Origin of the sequence: Pseudomonas sp. HTZ2, assembly GCF_033173945.1 — a bacterium.
Classification (GTDB): Bacteria; Pseudomonadota; Gammaproteobacteria; order Pseudomonadales; family Pseudomonadaceae; genus Aquipseudomonas; species Aquipseudomonas guariconensis.
On the sequence record NZ_CP137332.1, the window covers coordinates 3,676,834 to 3,694,455 of the forward strand.

The 17,622-nt window shown below is 63.3% G+C and carries 20 protein-coding genes and 1 riboswitch; of the genes, 16 read left to right on the forward strand and 4 right to left on the reverse strand.

Annotation, left to right across the window (positions count from 1 at the left end; genetic code table 11):
* Window positions 1-94: 94 nt before the first annotated feature.
* Entirely contained in the window at window positions 95-673 is a 579-nt protein-coding gene (locus tag R6G97_RS17045) for a hypothetical protein (RefSeq protein ID WP_043215665.1), read from the reverse strand.
* Window positions 674-813: 140 nt separating this feature from the next.
* Window positions 814-1,037, forward strand: a riboswitch (cobalamin riboswitch).
* A gap of 122 nt (window positions 1,038-1,159) precedes the next feature.
* Here R6G97_RS17045 and cobO point away from each other — a divergent pair.
* From cobO to R6G97_RS17120, 15 genes are all read left to right on the forward strand, one after another.
* On the forward strand, window positions 1,160-1,771 hold the full coding sequence (gene cobO, locus R6G97_RS17050) for a cob(I)yrinic acid a,c-diamide adenosyltransferase (protein WP_043215681.1): 612 nt from the start codon (window positions 1,160-1,162) through the stop codon (window positions 1,769-1,771).
* On the forward strand, window positions 1,768-3,063 hold the full coding sequence (locus R6G97_RS17055) for a cobyrinate a,c-diamide synthase (RefSeq protein WP_317847257.1): 1,296 nt from the start codon (window positions 1,768-1,770) through the stop codon (window positions 3,061-3,063). Before cobO ends, R6G97_RS17055 begins: the two co-directional genes overlap by 4 nt.
* Window positions 3,060-3,710, forward strand: a complete 651-nt coding sequence (gene bluB, locus R6G97_RS17060) for a 5,6-dimethylbenzimidazole synthase (RefSeq protein ID WP_043215661.1) — start codon at window positions 3,060-3,062, stop codon at window positions 3,708-3,710. The genes R6G97_RS17055 and bluB overlap by 4 nt, the downstream gene beginning before the upstream one ends.
* Window positions 3,707-4,615 carry an adenosylcobinamide-phosphate synthase CbiB gene (cbiB, locus tag R6G97_RS17065; protein ID WP_090343599.1) on the forward strand — a complete coding sequence of 303 codons (909 nt, stop codon included), beginning with the start codon at window positions 3,707-3,709 and terminating at the stop codon, window positions 4,613-4,615. The genes bluB and cbiB overlap by 4 nt, the downstream gene beginning before the upstream one ends.
* Window positions 4,608-5,600, forward strand: a complete 993-nt coding sequence (cobD, locus tag R6G97_RS17070; protein ID WP_317847258.1) for a threonine-phosphate decarboxylase CobD — start codon at window positions 4,608-4,610, stop codon at window positions 5,598-5,600. The genes cbiB and cobD overlap by 8 nt, the downstream gene beginning before the upstream one ends.
* Window positions 5,597-7,051: a cobyric acid synthase gene (locus R6G97_RS17075; RefSeq protein ID WP_043215724.1), complete on the forward strand. Its 1,455-nt coding sequence runs from the start codon at window positions 5,597-5,599 to the stop codon at window positions 7,049-7,051. The genes cobD and R6G97_RS17075 overlap by 4 nt, the downstream gene beginning before the upstream one ends.
* Before the next feature lies 1 nt (window position 7,052).
* A complete protein-coding gene (gene cobU / locus R6G97_RS17080) occupies window positions 7,053-7,574 on the forward strand; it encodes a bifunctional adenosylcobinamide kinase/adenosylcobinamide-phosphate guanylyltransferase (RefSeq protein ID WP_043215725.1) in 522 nt (173 codons plus the stop codon).
* Window positions 7,571-8,626 carry a nicotinate-nucleotide--dimethylbenzimidazole phosphoribosyltransferase gene (gene cobT, locus R6G97_RS17085; RefSeq protein ID WP_317847259.1) on the forward strand — a complete coding sequence of 352 codons (1,056 nt, stop codon included), beginning with the start codon at window positions 7,571-7,573 and terminating at the stop codon, window positions 8,624-8,626. Before cobU ends, cobT begins: the two co-directional genes overlap by 4 nt.
* Complete coding sequence (cobC, locus tag R6G97_RS17090; RefSeq protein ID WP_102082292.1) at window positions 8,623-9,192, forward strand: alpha-ribazole phosphatase family protein; 570 nt, start codon at window positions 8,623-8,625, stop codon at window positions 9,190-9,192. The genes cobT and cobC overlap by 4 nt, the downstream gene beginning before the upstream one ends.
* Window position 9,193: 1 nt before the next feature.
* On the forward strand, window positions 9,194-9,931 hold the full coding sequence (locus tag R6G97_RS17095; protein WP_197853312.1) for an adenosylcobinamide-GDP ribazoletransferase: 738 nt from the start codon (window positions 9,194-9,196) through the stop codon (window positions 9,929-9,931).
* A 144-nt stretch (window positions 9,932-10,075) separates the two neighbouring features.
* Window positions 10,076-11,254 carry a glycoside hydrolase family 5 protein gene (locus R6G97_RS17100; protein ID WP_197853313.1) on the forward strand — a complete coding sequence of 393 codons (1,179 nt, stop codon included), beginning with the start codon at window positions 10,076-10,078 and terminating at the stop codon, window positions 11,252-11,254.
* Window positions 11,255-11,308: 54 nt separating this feature from the next.
* A complete protein-coding gene (locus R6G97_RS17105) occupies window positions 11,309-11,713 on the forward strand; it encodes a MarR family winged helix-turn-helix transcriptional regulator (RefSeq protein ID WP_043215729.1) in 405 nt (134 codons plus the stop codon).
* A gap of 64 nt (window positions 11,714-11,777) precedes the next feature.
* Window positions 11,778-12,980 carry an MFS transporter gene (locus tag R6G97_RS17110; protein ID WP_090343611.1) on the forward strand — a complete coding sequence of 401 codons (1,203 nt, stop codon included), beginning with the start codon at window positions 11,778-11,780 and terminating at the stop codon, window positions 12,978-12,980.
* Window positions 12,977-13,099: a hypothetical protein gene (locus tag R6G97_RS17115; protein ID WP_256664366.1), complete on the forward strand. Its 123-nt coding sequence runs from the start codon at window positions 12,977-12,979 to the stop codon at window positions 13,097-13,099. The genes R6G97_RS17110 and R6G97_RS17115 overlap by 4 nt, the downstream gene beginning before the upstream one ends.
* 48 nt (window positions 13,100-13,147) lie before the next feature.
* Complete coding sequence (locus R6G97_RS17120) at window positions 13,148-13,699, forward strand: glutathione peroxidase (protein WP_043215731.1); 552 nt, start codon at window positions 13,148-13,150, stop codon at window positions 13,697-13,699.
* 105 nt (window positions 13,700-13,804) lie between these two features.
* Here R6G97_RS17120 and R6G97_RS17125 read toward each other — a convergent pair whose 3' ends face one another.
* The 3 genes from R6G97_RS17125 to R6G97_RS17135 all read right to left on the reverse strand — a co-directional run bounded on the left by R6G97_RS17125 (window position 13,805) and on the right by R6G97_RS17135 (window position 16,195).
* A complete protein-coding gene (locus R6G97_RS17125; protein WP_182816192.1) occupies window positions 13,805-15,091 on the reverse strand; it encodes an OmpP1/FadL family transporter in 1,287 nt (428 codons plus the stop codon).
* 147 nt (window positions 15,092-15,238) lie between these two features.
* The gene (locus R6G97_RS17130) at window positions 15,239-15,721 is read right to left on the reverse strand and encodes a hypothetical protein (protein ID WP_070572996.1); all 483 of its coding nucleotides are present in this window, start codon (window positions 15,719-15,721) and stop codon (window positions 15,239-15,241) included.
* Between the two features lie 249 nt (window positions 15,722-15,970).
* The gene (locus R6G97_RS17135; RefSeq protein WP_043215552.1) at window positions 15,971-16,195 is read right to left on the reverse strand and encodes a hypothetical protein; all 225 of its coding nucleotides are present in this window, start codon (window positions 16,193-16,195) and stop codon (window positions 15,971-15,973) included.
* Window positions 16,196-17,147: 952 nt separating this feature from the next.
* On the opposite strand from R6G97_RS17135, the gene R6G97_RS17140 reads away from it, so the two are divergent.
* Window positions 17,148-17,567 (forward strand): tetratricopeptide repeat protein, encoded by a 420-nt coding sequence (locus R6G97_RS17140; RefSeq protein WP_043215564.1) that lies wholly within the window; start codon window positions 17,148-17,150, stop codon window positions 17,565-17,567.
* The last annotated feature ends 55 nt before the right edge of the window (window positions 17,568-17,622 follow it).

Consider the following 17,622-nt stretch of genomic DNA (forward strand, 5'->3'; position numbering starts at 1 on the left):
GAGAATTGAGAGTCGGATGCGTCGGGGTAGGTTCACTCCAGGCGAATGGGCCTAGCGACCGCCGGATGGCTTCCGCGTGGGCTCATCGGCTTGCCTACGCCTGCTTGAGCAACAATGCCACCCCAGGGAAATACTGCCCCAGTTCGTTGTGCAGCGAACGGTAGGCGTAGGGGAAATGCCAGGCGATGGCGCAGGCTGTGTGTTTTTGCAGGTCGTCGACCAAGTCTTGCAGCTCCTCGGGACTAGCGTGCTGCCCGGCCTTCCAGGGGCTGACGAACAACGCGCCGGCCTTGAGCTGGCTGGGGTAGGCGATCGGGCGGGCGAGAGTGGCGGTTTCCTGCAGGGCAGTGGCCAGGTCCAGGCGGGCGATGCGCGGCCAGCGTTGGCTGACATGTAGATGAACGGATTGCTCGGCGGTGCTGATCGACAGGTCGCAGCGGCCTTCGCGTTCGCCTTCGTCGCGTTGCTTCTTGCTGGGATAGTGCGCCAACGCGACCTGTTCGGCCTGCCAGGCGGCGGCTGCGAGCAGTCCGCTGTTGGTGGCCGCGCCGTGCCAGTAGGGCGCCTCGCTGTCGCCATGGACCTGGTTGAAGCGGTCGATGCACTCGATCCAGCCTTCCAGGGCCGGTCGCAGGAATTCCAGGTTCTGGTTGTTGATGATCAGGCCTCGCATGCTGCGCTCTCCTTATAGTTTTGATCGCATTGCCGAACGCTGATGGCTATGTGATATCACTGCTGCACGTCCGGCACAAGCCATGAAGTCGAGCATTGCCTCGGGCGCGCTTCATTGACGCTCCCGCCCCAACCCTCTAACCTTCGCGGCGTGTTTCAGGTGCTCTGCCAGCCTTCGGTTGGGCAGGGTGAAACTGGGAAGCCGGTGGGCGCCAGCAAGGCGCGAATCCGGCGCTGCCCCCGCAACGGTAGGTGAGTCAAAGGTCGTGCAGGGCCACTGGATACAGGTATCCGGGAAGGCGCGCGATCCATGGGCCAAGGCCCTGCTCACGAGCCCGGAGACCGGCCTGTCACTGCCAACGGCATCACGGAGGGTGATGCGCGGTGCACCGTGGCCTTCTGCCGCGGCCTCTGCGCGTTCTCCGTCTGCCTGTCTATCGACCTGTCGTCGCCTTCCGTGCGCGTCGACAGCTTGCGGAGAATCCTGATGAGCGAATCCACCGAACGCGACGAACGCCACCTGGCGCGCATGCAGCGCAAGAAGGCGATCATCGACGAGCGCATCGCCAATGCCCCCAATGAATGCGGCCTGCTGCTGGTGCTCACCGGCAATGGCAAAGGCAAGAGCAGCTCGGCCTTCGGCATGCTCGCCCGCGCCATGGGGCATGGCATGCAGTGCGGCGTGGTGCAGTTCATCAAGGGCCGCGACAGCACAGGCGAAGAGCTGTTCTTCCGCCGCTTCCCCGAACAGGTGCGCTACCACGTCATGGGAGAGGGCTTCACCTGGGAGACCCAGGATCGCCAACGTGACATCGCCGCCGCCGAAGCCGCCTGGGCGGTGTCGCGCCAGCTGTTGCAGGACCCTTCGGTACAGTTCGTGGTGCTGGACGAGCTGAACATCGCCCTCAAGCACGGCTACCTGGACCTCGACCAAGTGCTGTCGGATCTGCAGGCCCGCCCGCCCATGCAACACGTGATCGTCACCGGCCGCGCCGCCAAGCCCGAAATGATCGAGCTGGCCGACACCGTCACCGAGATGGGCGTGATCAAGCACGCCTTCCAGGCTGGCATCCGTGCCCAGAAGGGCGTGGAGCTATGAGCCAGCCCCGGCATTGTCCGGCGGTGCTGATCGCGGCACCCGCTTCTGGCCAGGGCAAGACTACTGTCACCGCTGCCCTGGCGCGCCTGCACCGCAACCTTGGCCGTAAGGTCCGAGTGTTCAAGTGCGGGCCAGATTTTCTCGACCCGATGATCCTCGAGCGCGCCAGCGGCGCGCCGGTGTACCAACTCGACCTGTGGATGATCGGGGCTGACGAGAGTCGGCGTCTGCTCTGGGAGGCGGCAGGCGATGCCGACCTGATCCTGATCGAAGGGGTCATGGGGTTGTTCGATGGCACGCCATCGAGCGCGGACCTTGCGCGCCACTTCGGCGTACCAGTGCTCGCGGTGATCGATGGCACAGCCATGGCGCAGACCTTCGGTGCCCTGGCCCTGGGCCTTGCGCACTACCAGCCCGACCTGCCCTTTGCCGGCGTGCTGGCCAACCGGGTCGGCAGCCTGCGTCATGCACAGTTGCTCGAAGGCAGCCTCACTGAAGGCTTGCGCTGGTATGGCGGGCTGTCCCGCGAGCGCGGCATCGAGCTGCCCAGCCGTCACCTGGGATTGGTCCAGGCCAGTGAACTCAACGATCTGGACCTGCGCCTGGACGCCGCTGCTCAGGCCCTGGGCGAAAGCTGTGATGCCGCCTTGCCGCCCCCGGTGGTATTCGCCGCCCCCACAACTGCACAGGCGCTGCCGTGCATGGCGGGTGTGCGCATTGGCGTGGCCCGGGATGAAGCCTTTGCCTTCACCTATGGCGCTAACCTCGATTTGCTGCGTGCGCTGGGTGCGGAGTTGGTGTTTTTTTCTCCTGTACACGATCAGGCGTTGCCGTCCGTGGACAGCCTTTACCTGCCTGGCGGCTATCCCGAACTGCACCACCACGCCCTGGCCAGCAACGCGCCGATGCGCGAGGCGATCCGCGCCCATCACGTCCAGGGCAAGCCTTTGCTGGCCGAATGCGGCGGCATGCTCTATTTGCTCGACGCCCTGACTGATGTGGCAGGCGAGCGCGCCGAGTTGCTGGGTCTGCTGCCGGGTGAAGCGGTGATGCAAAAGCGCCTGGCTGCCCTTGCCCTGCAAGCGGTGGAATTGCCGGAGGGCACCTTGCGCGGCCACACCTATCATCACTCCTTGACCGAGACGGCGCTCGAGCCGATCGCCCGAGGCCAGAGCCCCAACGGTGGGCGCGGCAACGAGGCGGTCTATCGGATCGGGCGCCTGACTGCGTCGTACGTACACTTCTATTTCCCCTCCAACCCCCACGCGACGGCGGCGCTGCTGCGACCATGAGCGAACATGCCTTTTCCGCTGCCGAGCGCGCCGCGGTCTACCGCGCTATCGGCGAGCGTCGCGACATGCGCCATTTCGCAGGCGGCGAGGTCGCGCCCGAGCTGCTCGCCCGCCTGCTGGCCGCTGCCCATCAGGCGCCCAGTGTCGGGTTGATGCAGCCTTGGCGCTTCATCCGCATCAGTGATCGCGCCTTGCGTGGCCAAGTCCAGGCGCTGGTGGAACAGGAGCGAGCCTGCACCGCCCAGGCCCTTGGAGAGCGCTCCGATGAATTCATGAAGCTCAAGGTCGAAGGTATCCAGGATTGTGCCGAGGTATTGGTGGCGGCACTGATGGACCACCGCGAAGCGCACATCTTCGGCCGCAGGACCTTGCCGGAGATGGACCTGGCATCGCTGGCCTGCGCCATTCAGAACCTTTGGCTGGCAGCCCGTGCCGAGGGCCTGGGCATGGGGTGGGTGTCGTTGTTCGACCCGCAGGCACTGGGCGATCTGCTGGGCATGCCGGCGGGCGCCAAGCCGATGGCCGTGCTGTGCCTGGGGCCAGTGGTCGAGTTCTACCCGGCGCCAATGCTGGTGCTGGAGCAATGGGCCCAGGAGCGGCCGCTGAGTGAAATGCTCTATGAGAACCATTGGGGAGAGCGGCAATGAGCGTGGCTTTGCTGACTGTGGCCGGGGTGGCCCTGGATGCCTTGCTGGGCGAGCCGAGACGGCGTCATCCGCTGGTGGGGTTCGGCAACTTCGCCGCGCGCCTGGAGCAGCGGCTGAACGCGGGCGGTCGGGGTTGGCGCAGCCATGGCGTCAGTGCCTGGCTGCTTGCCGTGGTGCCGTTGACTCTGCTGGCGCTGGTGCTCTCCTGGTTGCCCTTTATCGGCTGGCTGGTGGATGTGCTGGCGCTGTATTGCGCCCTGGGGCTACGCAGCCTGGGCGAGCATGTTCAGCCGGTGGCTGAAGCTCTGCGTCGGGGGGATCTGGACGAGGCGCGGCGGCGGGTGGGGTATCTGGTGAGCCGTGAAACCCGCGAGCTGGATGAGCCCGCCGTGGCCCGCGCCGCCACCGAATCGGTACTGGAGAACGGCAGTGATGCGGTCTTTGCGGCGTTGTTCTGGTTTGTCGTGGCCGGTGCGCCCGGGGTGGTGCTGTATCGCCTGAGCAATACCCTCGATGCCATGTGGGGCTATCGCAATCAACGCTTCGAACGCTTCGGCTGGGCCGCGGCGCGTATCGACGATGTCCTGAACTACATTCCAGCCCGGCTGGTGGCGCTGACCTACGCGCTGCTGGGCAAGACCCGCCTGGCCCTGGCCTGCTGGCGCAACCAGGCGCCGTTGTGGGACAGCCCGAATGCCGGCCCGGTGATGGCAGCGGGTGCAGGTGCCCTGGGTGTCGAGCTGGGCGGACCTGCGGTGTACCACGGCGAGTTGCACGAGCGTGCGCGCCTGGGGGAGGGGCCTGTGGCCGACGCCGAGGCCATCGAACGCGGTTGGAGCCTGGTGCAGCGCGGGGTATGGCTGTGGTTGCTGGTGATCTGCCTGGGAGCGTATTGGAATGCTTGAACATGGTGGTCGTCTGCTGCGCGCAGTGCGGCAGTACGGCATTGCCCGTGAACACTGGCTAGACCTTTCCAGCGGCATCGCCCCGTGGCCCTACGCCATCCCGGCGATTGCGGTGGAGGCTTGGGCGCGCCTGCCCGAGGTCGAAGATGGCCTGGAGCAGGCAGCGCGCACCTACTATGGCGTCGACAGCCTGCTGGCGGTGGCCGGCTCCCAGGCGGCGATCCAAGGCTTGCCGTCCCTGCGGCCCGCCGGACGGGTTGGCGTGCTCGCGCCTTGCTATGCCGAGCACCCTCACGCCTGGCGGCGTGCAGGACACCAAGTGGTCGAACTGGCCGATGAGCAGGTCGAACAGGCCCAGGACAGCCTCGATGTGCTGGTGCTGGTCAACCCCAACAACCCTACGGGGCGGTGCGTACCGCGCGAGCGCTTGCTCGACTGGCACGCTCGCCTGACGCGTCGTGGCGGTTGGTTGTTGGTCGACGAAGCCTTCATGGACAACACCCCCGCCCAGAGCATCGTTGATTGCGCCGATCGCGCGGGCCTGATCGTGTTGCGCTCGTTCGGCAAGTTCTTTGGCTTGGCGGGGGTGCGACTAGGCTTCGTCATGGCCGAGCAGGTCCTGTTGCAGCGCTTGGCCGAACTGCTCGGACCCTGGACCATCAGCGGACCGACGCGGGTTTTGGGGCAGTCTTGCTTCAATGACGCAGCGGCCCATCGCATCCAGATCAGCCGTTGTGCTCAAGCCAGTCAGCGTCTGGCGGCGCTGCTCGAAGAGGCGGGGCTGATGCCCAGCGGCGGCTGCGATCTGTTCCAGTACGTGCGTACGCCGCGAGCCGCGCACCTGCATGAGTTTCTCGCCCGTCGGGGCATCCTGGTGCGGCTGTTCGAACAGCCTCAGGCCGTGCGTCTGGGGCTACCGGCCAACGAAGCGGACGAACAGCGCCTGCGCCAGGCGCTGGCGCAATACCAGAAGGAATCGGCATGACCACGCTCATGGTGCAAGGCACCACCTCCGATGCCGGCAAAAGCACGCTGGTCACCGCCTTGTGCCGCTGGCTGTTGCGCCAAGGCATCGGTGTGGTGCCGTTCAAGCCGCAGAACATGGCGCTCAACAGCGCGGTGACTGCCGACGGCGGTGAGATCGGTCGCGCCCAGGCGGTACAGGCCCAGGCCTGCCGCCTGGCGCCACACACCGACATGAACCCGGTACTGCTCAAACCCAACAGCGACACCGGGGCCCAGGTGATCGTCCATGGTCGTGCCGTCACGTGCATGAATGCCGTGGCCTACCACGACTACAAGGCCATCGCCATGCAAGCGGTGCTGCAATCCCACCAGCGCCTGAGCTCCGCCTATCCGGTGGTGATGGTCGAGGGCGCGGGCTCGCCGGCGGAAATCAACCTGCGTGCGGGTGATATCGCCAACATGGGCTTTGCCGAAGCGGTGGACTGCCCAGTGATTCTGGTGGCGGATATCAATCGTGGCGGTGTGTTCGCCCACCTGGTCGGTACCCTGGAGCTGCTGTCGCCGAGCGAGCAGGCGCGGGTCAAGGGCTTCGTCATCAATCGTTTTCGCGGTGACATCGCCTTGCTGCAGCCTGGCCTGGACTGGCTGGAGCAGCGCACCGGCAAGCCGGTACTGGGCGTGTTGCCGTACGTGACCGACCTGCATCTGGAAGCCGAGGATGCCATCGATGCACGGCAGGCGACCCAGGCCGGGCGCCTGTTCAAGGTGATCGTCCCGGTGTTGCCGCGCATCAGCAATCACACCGACTTCGACCCGCTGCGCCTGCACCCGCAGGTCGACCTGCAGTTCGTCGGCCCTGGTCAGCCGATCCCTGCGGCGGACCTGATCATCCTGCCCGGCTCCAAGAGCGTGCGGGGCGATCTGGCGCAATTGCGCGCGCGCGGCTGGGACACTGCCATCGCCCGGCACCTGCGCTATGGCGGCAAGCTCATCGGTATCTGTGGCGGGCTACAGATGCTCGGCCGTGAAGTTCACGATCCGCTTGGCCTGGAAGGCCCAGCAGGCTCGAGCCCGGGGTTGGGTCTGCTGGATTACGTCACGCAGCTGGAGGCTGAAAAGCAACTGCGTAACGTACGCGGCACCCTGAGCCTGGAGCAGGCTGAGGTAGGGGGATATGAAATCCACGCAGGCGTCACCCGCGGCCCGGCCCTGGAGCACCCCGCCGTGCACCTGGAAGATGGCCGTTGTGACGGCGCGATCAGCGCCGACGGACAGGTGCTCGCTACCTACCTGCACGGCCTGTTCGAGGGCAGCCACTCGTGTGCGGCGCTGCTGCGTTGGGCCGGGCTGGAAGACGCCCAGACCATCGACTACGACGCCCTGCGCGAGCGGGACATCGAGCGCCTGGCCGACCTCGTGGAACAACACCTGGACACCGCGCGCCTGCGCCAACTGTGTGGAGTCGCCTGACATGCGCAACCTGATCCTGGGCGGTGCCCGCTCCGGCAAGAGCCGCCTGGCCGAGCAATTGGCCCAGGCCAGCGGCCTGCCGGTGACCTACATTGCCACCAGCGAGCCGCTGGACGGTGAGATGAACGAGCGCGTGCAACTGCATCGCCAACGTCGCCCCGCCGATTGGGGGCTGATCGAAGAGCCCTTGGCCTTGGCCAGCGTGCTGCGTGCCGAAGCCGCCGAAGGGCGCTGCCTGCTGGTGGACTGCCTGACCCTGTGGCTGACCAACCTGCTGATGCTGGACGACGACACACGCCTGGCCCAGGAGCGCGATGCGCTGCTCGAATGCCTGCAGACACTGCCAGGCACCATCATCCTGGTCAGCAACGAAACCGGCCTGGGCGTGGTGCCCATGGGCGAGCTGACCCGTCGCTATGTCGACCAGGCCGGCTGGCTGCACCAGGCGGTGGCCGAGCGCTGCGAGCGCGTGGTACTGACGGTGGCTGGCCTTCCTCTCATGCTCAAAGGACCCTCCCTATGACTCAACCCTGGTGGCGTGGCGCCTGCCAACCCCTCGACAGCGCCGCCATGGAGCAGGCCCGTGCCCGTCAGCAGCAACTGACCAAGCCGGCCGGCTCGCTCGGTCAACTGGAAGGCCTGGCTGTGCAACTGGCGGGCCTGCAAGGCTGTGAACGACCGACCCTGGAACGGGTGGCCATCACGATCTTCGCAGGTGACCACGGGGTGGTGGAGGAGGGCATCTCCGCGTATCCACAAGCGGTGACCGGCCAGATGCTGCGCAATTTCGTCGGGGGGGGCGCTGCGATCAGCGTACTGGCGCGCCAACTTCAGGCCACTTTGGACGTGGTCGATCTGGGCACCATTGACCTTGAGCTTGCCATGCCTGGGGTACGCCATCTGCGCCTGGGCGCCGGCACGGCCAACTTCGCCCGCCAACCGGCGATGACCGAGGCGCAATGGCAGGCGGCGCTCGCTGCCGGGCGCGACAGTGCGTTGCGTGCCGCCGAACAGGGCGCCACGTTGTTCATCGGTGGCGAAATGGGCATCGGCAACACCACCGCCGCAGCTGCGTTGGCCAGTGTCCTGTTGGAGTGCTCGGCGCAGGCCCTGAGCGGTCCAGGCACCGGTCTGGATGCTGTCGGCGTGCAGCACAAGGCGCAGGTGATCGAGCGTGCCCTGGCGCTGCACGGCTTGCGTGCCGACGACCCGCTGCAGGCCCTGGCCTGTGTCGGTGGTTTTGAAATCGCCGCGCTGGTCGGTGCTTATCTGGCCTGTGCCCAGCAGGGGGTGGCGGTGTTGGTGGACGGCTTCATCTGCAGTGTCGCTGCCCTGGTGGCGGTGCGCCTGAACCCTGACTGCCGACCTTGGCTGCTGTTCGCTCACCAGGGCGCGGAACCGGGACATCGGGCCTTGCTCGAAGCGCTGCAAGCGACCCCCTTGCTCGCCCTCGGCTTGCGGCTGGGCGAGGGCAGCGGTGCGGCATTGGCCGTGCCGCTGATGCGTCTGGCCTGCGCCTTGCACGGGCAGATGGCGACCTTCGCCGAAGCCGCCGTGGCGGATCGCTCGGTATGAGGCTCGACCTGCTGCGCCACGGCGAAACCGAATTGGGCGGTGGCCTGCGCGGTAGCCTGGACGACGCCTTGACCGAGCGCGGTTGGGCACAGATGCGCGAAGCGGTAGCCGAGGCGGGGCCCTGGGACGTGCTGGTCAGTTCCCCCCTGCGTCGCTGCGCACAGTTTGCCGATGAGCTCGGCACGCGACTGGCGCTGCCGGTGCAACGCGAAGCTGGCGTGCGTGAGCTGCACTTTGGGGATTGGGAAGGGCGCAGTGCCGCGCAGATCATGCAGGAACAAGCGGATGACCTGGGGCGCTTCTGGGCCGACCCGTATGGCTACACGCCGCCCAATGGCGAGCCAGTGAGTGCATTTGCCGAGCGGGTGCTCGCGGCCGTCGACGACTTGGCCAGGCAGCATCAGGGCAAGCGCGTACTGCTGATCACCCATGGCGGCGTGATGCGGCTGCTGCTGGCACGTGCCCGCGGCCTGCCGCGTGAACAGCTGCTTCAAATCGAGGTCGGGCACGGGGCGTTGCGGCGCCTGAACCTGGCGAGCGATGGCCAACTGCGAGAGGAGGGCTGAAGTGCTGCCGTTCTGGATCGCCCTGCAGTTTCTCAGCAGTTTGCCGGTGCGCTTGCCGGGGATGCCGGAGCCTCGGCAGATGGGCCGTTCGTTATTGTTTTACCCGGTGATCGGTCTGCTGTTCGGCCTGCTGCTGTGGTTGGCCAGTCAGTGGCTCGCAGGTGTCGCCGCGCCCTTGCACGCGGCCTTGCTGCTCACACTGTGGGTGCTGCTCAGTGGTGCGCTGCACCTGGATGGCCTGGCCGACACCGCCGACGCGTGGCTCGGGGGCTTTGGTGATCGCGAGCGCACCTTGCAGATCATGAAGGACCCACGCAGCGGACCGATTGCTGTCGTTACTGTGGTGTTGGTGCTGTTGCTCAAGTTCTGCGCTCTCTGGGTGCTGGTGGAGCGCGACGCAGGTGCCTGGCTGGTATTGGGCCCGGTGGTCGGGCGCGCTGCCTTGCTGGGGCTGTTCATGGGCACCCCTTATGTGCGCCCGGGAGGGCTTGGACAAGCGCTGGCCGATCACCTGCCCAGACAGGCGGCGGGTTGGACGCTGGTTGGCAGTGCGCTGGTCTGCGTGCTGCTCGGTGGCTTGACGGTACTTTGGGTGCTGCTGGTGTCGGCCGTGGTCTTTTTCTGGATTCGTCACCTGATGTGCCGGCGCCTGGGCGGGACAACAGGGGACACCGCCGGAGCCCTGTTGGAGCTATTGGAGCTGACGGTGGTATTGGGGCTGGCGTTGTCTGGGCATTGAGGTCTCTGTTGTCAAAGCTGGACTTTTCGCGTGCAAAGGCCTGACACAACGACACCATGCAACTTCCCGCAATGTTGCTGAACGGTTTCCCTGGCGAGGCGGGCGTATGCTCACGGGCCGACCCATGCATCAGGGAACCCTCGCATGCGCCACTGGATGTTCGCCAGCCTCTTGGCGCTGGCAAGCCTGCCGGCCAACGCTGCAGACCTCATCGATTTCTGGAACAGCCCCCGCCATGGCGGCAACAGTTTCAACCGTTTGCCTCCCGATCGATCCTACTTCCAGGCATTGAGTGGCTACGGCGCCACCTGGGTACGGTTGTCTTACGACAAGTGGAAGCCTCAGGGGCGTGATTTCCTGCTCGGCGATGCTGACGCCTACAAGGGGCTTTCGCCCCAAGACCTGGCGCAGTTGAAGACCGTGCTGGACAACGCCCACGCCGCGGGACTGAAGGTTGTGATCGCCCCGCTTTCGTTGCCGGGCATGCGCTGGTCACAAAACAACCAAGGCCAGTTCGACGACCGGCTCTGGCGGGACAAACGCTACTGGACCCAGGCGGCAACCTTTTGGCATGACCTTGCCCAAGAACTGAAAGATCACCCCGCCGTGGCGGCCTACAACTTGATCAACGAGCCGGCGCCAGAGCGCCATGGCGGCCTGGCCGAGCATGCCGAGCTGCAACGTATGCAGCAGTGGTACGCCGGTGAGCAAGGCGGCCCGCGTGATTTGCCGGCCTTGTATCGCGAGCTGGTCGCGGCAATTCGTGAGGTGGATGCGACCACCCCGATCATGGTCGATGCCGGCTGGTACGCAGCAGCCGATGCCTTCGGTTATTGGCCGACGGCGTTGCCAGATCGGCGAGTGCTCTACAGCGTTCATATGTACGAGCCCTATTCGGCTACCAGTGCGCCGAATATGGCGCGCAAGCAGCCGATTCCCTATCCGGGGCCGGCACCCTTCGGCGGCAAGCGTGAACGATGGGATGGTGAACGGGTAGCGGCTTATCTTCAAAAGCCGCTGGATTGGGCGGATGCGGTGGGGGTTCCCCGCTCTCGTCTGGTGGTGGGGGAGTTCGGCTGCATGCGACGACTGGCCGGGTGCAAGCAATACCTCGAGGATGTCCTCACTGTCTTGGACAAGCAGCAACTGCACTGGGCCTTCTACAGCTTCCGGGAAGACAACTGGGACGGCATGGACTACGAACTGGGCGCGGCCAAGGTGCCCTGGCGCTACTGGCAGGCGATCGAAAAGGGTGAGCCTGATCCGCTGGCGCGCCAGGCTACGGCTGAGTTCGAGCCGATTCGCCGGCGGTTGGCGCCATAACATCAGATTTGAAATTTATTGCAACATTTCGGTTGCGGGTATATACACGCATTCATGCTGACCAGTGAATGCATCTGTACCCATCTTCGCCGAGCCGCCCGCGGGGTGAGCCGGCACTACGACGAAGCCCTTGCCGGCTTCGGGGTCAATGTCGCGCAGTTTTCCCTGCTACGTCACCTGCAGCGGCTCGATCGGCCAAGTATCACCACCTTGGCCGAAGCCATGGGCCTGGATCGCAGCACCCTAGGGCGCAACTTGCGCGTACTGGAGGCTGAAGGGCTGGTGAAACTGTCCGATGGCGACGACCAGCGCAATCGCCTGGTGCTCCTGAGTGCGGCGGGCGAAGCGTTATTGCGCGCTGCGCATCCCGCATGGGAACAGGCTCAGCGGAAATTGATCGAGCGATTGGGCGAAGGGCAGCGGGACGTGCTGATTGGGCTGCTGGAACGCCTGGCCTGATGTTTTACAACTAAAAGTGGGTATATACCCGCATGAACCTTGCGATGTGCTGGAGAGAACGACGATGACCTCGGTATGGCGAACCAGCGGGTGGGTATTGTTGGGGGCGGCGCTGATTCTGGCGTTGTCCCTGGGGGTGCGGCATGGCTTTGGCCTGTTCCTGGCGCCCATGAGTGCCGAGTTCGGCTGGGGGAGGGAAGTGTTCGCCTTTGCCATCGCCCTGCAGAACCTTATCTGGGGTCTGGCCCAGCCGTTTGCCGGAGCCTTGGCTGACCGCTTGGGCGCCGCGCGGGTCGTGATCATCGGCGGGATTCTCTACACCGTTGGGCTGGTATTGATGGGCATGGCCGACTCGGCTTGGTCGCTCTCGCTCAGCGCCGGTCTGCTGATCGGCATTGGGCTGTCTGGCACATCCTTCTCGGTCATTCTCGGTGTTGTGGGACGCGCAGTCCCGGCGGAAAAACGCAGCTTGGCCATGGGTATCGCCAGTGCCGCCGGCTCATTCGGCCAATTTGCCATGCTGCCGGGGACGCTCGGCCTGATCCAGTGGTTGGGTTGGTCGGCGGCCTTGCTGGTACTAGGCTTGCTGGTGGCCTTGATCGTGCCGTTCGTGGGCCTGTTGCGTGATCGACCACTTCCGAATCACGGTACCGAGCAGACACTCGGCCAGGCGCTGCGCGAGGCGTGTTCGCATTCAGGGTTCTGGTTGCTGGCGCTGGGCTTTTTCGTCTGCGGTTTCCAAGTGGTGTTCATCGGCGTACATCTGCCGGCCTACCTGGTAGACCAGCATCTGCCGGCGACCACCGGCACCACCGTGCTGGCGTTGGTCGGGCTGTTCAATATCGTCGGTACCTACACCGCCGGTTGGTTGGGCGGGCGCATGTCCAAACCGCGTTTGCTCACGGGCTTGTACCTGTTGCGGGCGGTGGTGATCGTGTTGTTCCTATGGGCGCCGGTGACTCAGGTCAGTGCTTATCTGTTTGGCATCGCCATGGGGCTTTTGTGGTTGTCCACGGTCCCGCTGACCAATGGCACCGTGGCCACAGTGTTCGGTGTACGTAACCTGTCCATGCTCGGTGGCATCGTCTTCCTGTTCCATCAGTTGGGCGCCTTCCTCGGTGGTTGGCTGGGCGGCGTGGTGTACGACCGTACCGGCAGCTACGAGCTGGTCTGGCAGATCTCGATTCTGTTGAGCGTGTTGGCTGCTGCCTTGAACTGGCCCGTGCGCGAGCGTCCTGTGGCACGCCTGCAGGCCCAGCCGGCATGAACCGCTCCCTGACGCGTGGGTTGCTGGCAGCGGGCGCGCTCGTGCTGCTGGCGCTGGCGTGGTGGGGCTGGCATGAGGGTGGTCTGGCGTTGATGCAGTTGGGCATGGGTGTTTGTTAGGCGCTACCCTGCAGGTAACGGATTTTCATCTTGCAGGAGTGCCGTACGATGTCTTTACGCAGGTTTACCCTTTCGTTACTGGTTCTTGCCGCCGCTTCGTCCAGTTGGGCGGCCGATTGCCCCGCCTTGCTGCAAGGTAGCCTGCCCGAACTGCGTGGCAAGGAGCAGATCGATTTGTGCGAGCGCTTTGCCGGCAAACCGCTGGTGGTGGTCAATACCGCCAGCTATTGCGGTTTTGCCCCGCAGTTCGAGGGCTTGGAATCGACCTACAAGGCTTATCACGAAAAGGGCCTGGAAATGCTCGGCGTGCCTTCGAACGACTTCAAGCAGGAAGATGCCGACAGTGAGAAGACCGCCAAGGTGTGCTACGCCAACTATGGCGTGACCTTCACCATGACCAAGGCCCAGGCTGTGCGTGGCAAGGATGCGGTGCCCTTGTTCGTTGAGTTGGCGCGTCAGAGCAGTGCGCCGAAATGGAATTTCTACAAATACGTGATCGATCGCCAGGGCAAGGTGATCGCCAATTTCTCCAGCCTGACCAAGCCTGACGACCCCGCCTTCCAGGCAGCGATCGAAAAAGCCATCGCTTCCCAGCCATGATGTTCAGTGCGCGTGGGGTCGTTGATCCCACGTTGGCCGAGCCTTGGTTGGTACAGGCATGAAAAAACCGCCACGAGGGCGGTTTCTTCATGTAGCGGGTGCAACTCAGAAGCGGTAGGTGAGGGATGCACCGATGCCGTGAGCGCTGTTTTCGTACTTGGCCTGGTAGGCGCCTTTAGAGTTGGTTTGGCTGCCCAGGTTGACCTTGGTGTCTTCTTCCCACAGGTAGGAGTAAGCCACGTCGATAGTCATGTCGTCGTTCGGGCTCCAGCCAGCACCGAAGCTGACCGCCTTGCGATCGCCAGTCGGGATACGTGGCGAACGGTCGTGGTTGTTGGTAGGCGACTGGTCGACGGAGAAACCGGCGCGCAAGGTCCACTCCTTGTTAACCTTGTAAGCTGCGCCGATGGCGTGAGCCCAGGTGTCATGCCAATTCTGCTCTTCGGTGATGGTTTCGAATGGAGAGCCTTTGAGTGGGCCGGGTACATCGTTTTCTACGACGATACTCTCCAGGCGGCTCCAACGGGTCCAAGTGCTGCCAGCATAGAGGGTCCACTGATCATTCAGCTCATGAGTGATCGAAAGGTCGACGGACTCTGGGGTCTTGATCTTCAGGCTGGCGTCGAACTTGTCACCGTTGAATGGACCGATCAGCGGGGTGCTGACACGGGTTTTACCTTCGAGCTTGTAATCGACCATCGAATGATAGGTCAGACCAAGGCGGGTCTTGTCAGTGGCCTGGACCAGAACACCGATGTTGTAACCCACGGCAGTGTCATCACCTTTGATCTTCACTTCGCCGTCATTGAAGCCAGGGCTGCTCGGATTGAGCAGATTCGAACCCAGTTCGCCCTTGATGCGGTTGATGGTGGGACCAAAGCCGACCGATACCTTGTCGTTGAAGGCATAGCTCACAGTTGGCTGGAAGGTGATGACTTCCACATGGCTCTTTTTGCCCCAGTAGCGTGCGGCGTCGTCGCTACCATAGTCGGTGACCAGGCCAAACGGCACGTAGACACCAAAACCGACGCTCCAATGATCATCAAGTGGCTTGACGTAGTAGCCCATGGGGACGCCCACGGTCGGTACCATGTCGCCATCGGTTTCACCCGGCAGGTTTCTCCCCGCGACGCTGGCACCCCGACCCGAGATATCGGTCTTGGCGATGACGGCAGCACCGCCGACGGTAACTTGTTCACGCTTCAGGCGCGACATGCCGGCAGGGTTGCCATAGACAGTGCTGGCATCTTCGGCAGAAGACGAACGCCCTGCGAAACCTGTCCCCATACCGCTGACGCTTTGTTCGTTGAGGGCGAAACCTGCTGCGAACAGTTGGCTGGATGCGAGGGCGACAGCTACACCGAGGGAGGTTTTGAGCATTGCTTTTTTCATTATTGTGAAACTCCTTGGGTTCTCCGGGGCGAAAAGCTACCAACAATTTACGTGCTGCGCTATAGGCTCAATCGCAGCAGTTCGTGTAGTTTTGTAGGACAATCCGACCAAAATTCCCTTTTTTCCGGTTAATTTGTAAGGCACCTCTTAAGATGCTTCCGAAAGAATGGGGTTCACACAAAGATGCCAAGCGTGGGTGAAATCGCGCAGGCGCCCTTGGGGGTGGAAGATTTGGCGCCAGATGCGCGCCAGTCCCAACAGGTCATCGGCAGCTGGCAATCGAGGGGCCTGCTCTTCGATGAGCATCCAGGCGATCGCGGTGGAATAACGCAGGTTGACTGCAAGTTCTAGGTGAGGACCGCGAAGGAATGCATGTTGGCTGGCCAGGCCGCGGACTAGGCTCGCCAGATCCGGATCGCGTGCCAGGTAGTCGTCCCAGAGGGCCTGATGGCGAGTTTCGCCGATTCGGTAGAGGCCGTGACCACGCCTGTCGTGCAATGCCGAGCCGAGTGCCGACTGGCTAGCGGCCACGCCCAGCAGCAAGGCTTCGGCGCTTTCGCAATGACGATCCAGGTAGATCAGGGTCGGTCGGATCACATACTGACACAACTCTTTCGCTGCGATGCCCATGATGCCCTCGATCAGTTAAGGGCCGACGGGCGCTGGAGCTTGGCAGCTGGTGAATTGATCAGGCCCGCCGGAAGCGGCTCGCACCGCTCGAGTTGAAGTGTAGTGTGATAATCGTGGTGTAAAGGACTGTTTTTAAATCGATTGCTGCCGGACGCCCCGGCGTATATGCCTTGTAGCAATTACGCCAAGAACGATCAGGCTGGCAAGCGAAGGGGTTACCGAGCGTGTGAATACATGGGTATATGTCGTTCACGCGGCCAACGACTGGCGAGTGCGCTCGATGATGGCCTGCAGCGGCGCGCTGCGGTTGTACTGCTCAGGGTACAGGCGTTCGGTATGGCATGCGACGCCATGCTCGTCGACCAGAGTGAAACTGAAGCTGCCCTTGCGAGGTGCGACGATGAGGCACTTCAAGGGTGCGAAGGCCTGGGACAGGGTGCCGATGGCGGATTGGATCTGATGATGAGTATTCATATTGTTTGGATGTTCCTGCATTTAACACGGGGTTCGATCCGTGCATCTTAGAAACGTTCCAGTGACGCCTTTATTAAGGGACGAAGAACCTGACTGGAACAGGGCAGCCAGAGGAGGCGCAAGCAAATGTGGGCGCTGGGCTGACTGGTAGGTACATCAGAAGGCGGGCAAGGCACGCCAGGGCCAAGGTTCGAGGCCTCTGGGTGAAAAATCCCGATCAATCTGTTACGTGATTCGTGATGGAGCAGCGGGGCTGTCTGGGAATCATCGAAAGGGCCGGTCCTGGTTTCAGCAATGGCTACTCGTTGGGTCGAGCGAGGCACTGCAAGGACACTGTTGGCCAGAATTGACTTTCAGCTGGGTACTAACGGTGAGCACCCTACCCTAAACATCTGTACCTGGCAAGCGATTTCGTGTTTTACCAGGCGAGCCGAGCAGTATGGCGTTTAATTGACTGACTGTGAAGTGGGGCGCAGACCGGCCGTGGGGACGATGCCTACACCGGTGGCATCCAAATGGCTGTAAATCGCTCACTTGTGCACATGCTGACAACGACTTGTAACAACTTGGCAACAGCCTACGGGAGCCTCGCCAATGACTTGACTGTGCGCTTAAGTCAATGAAAAAAAACACTAATTTTTGCTGGTGAAAAAATCGACAGTTTGACCAAAAGCCCCATTTCATGGGGCTTTGCGGCCACGTCGGGGGGGTTGTCCACCGAGTTATCCACAGCTTCTGTGGATTGTCCCGAGCGCTTGCTCTAGGACGGGCGTGCCAGCTGTTTTTCGAATTGTCCGACAATCATGAGGCAGCCCAGAGGCGATACCATGGCTTCAAAAAACGTCAAGAAAAGATCGTAGAAATTTTTTTTACTTCGCCCCAAAAGCACCGGGTCATCCGAATAAAAAAAGAGTACAGTGGCGCGCCTCTCGAGTTGCCTTCGCTGTTGGTCATGAAGTTTCGCGGTAAACACCTCGCCAGTCCCCCTGTCTCTTCGTCAGAGCCTTATTCCAAGCGCTTTTCCTTGAAAGTCGCCCTGTGGCTGCTCGACAGTCCACGCCTGGGGGACAAGACGCACGTCAAGCACCTGGCCGGCCGCCTGTTAAAGCAACCCGCGCGCCAGGGCGTGGTAGTGGCCCAGAGCCGCCTGGGGCAGATGCTTTGCCGGGAGTGCGGCAATGCCCGCGACCGGCGCATCGGTCATGACCTGTTGCGCCAGGCTGCGCGCGCGGGCGATCGTCGTGCGCAACTCGAATATGGTCGCCTGTGTCAGGCCAGCGAGCCGGAGCAGGCCCGTTATTGGTTGGAGTTGGCGGCAGGGCAGGGGTCGCAAGAGGCGCGGCGGTTGCTCCGACAGCTGCTTCCGGTTTGAATGCCTATCGCAGGAGAGTCCTGCTACGCCCGCGATGGAGCAGGCTTTACCCTGG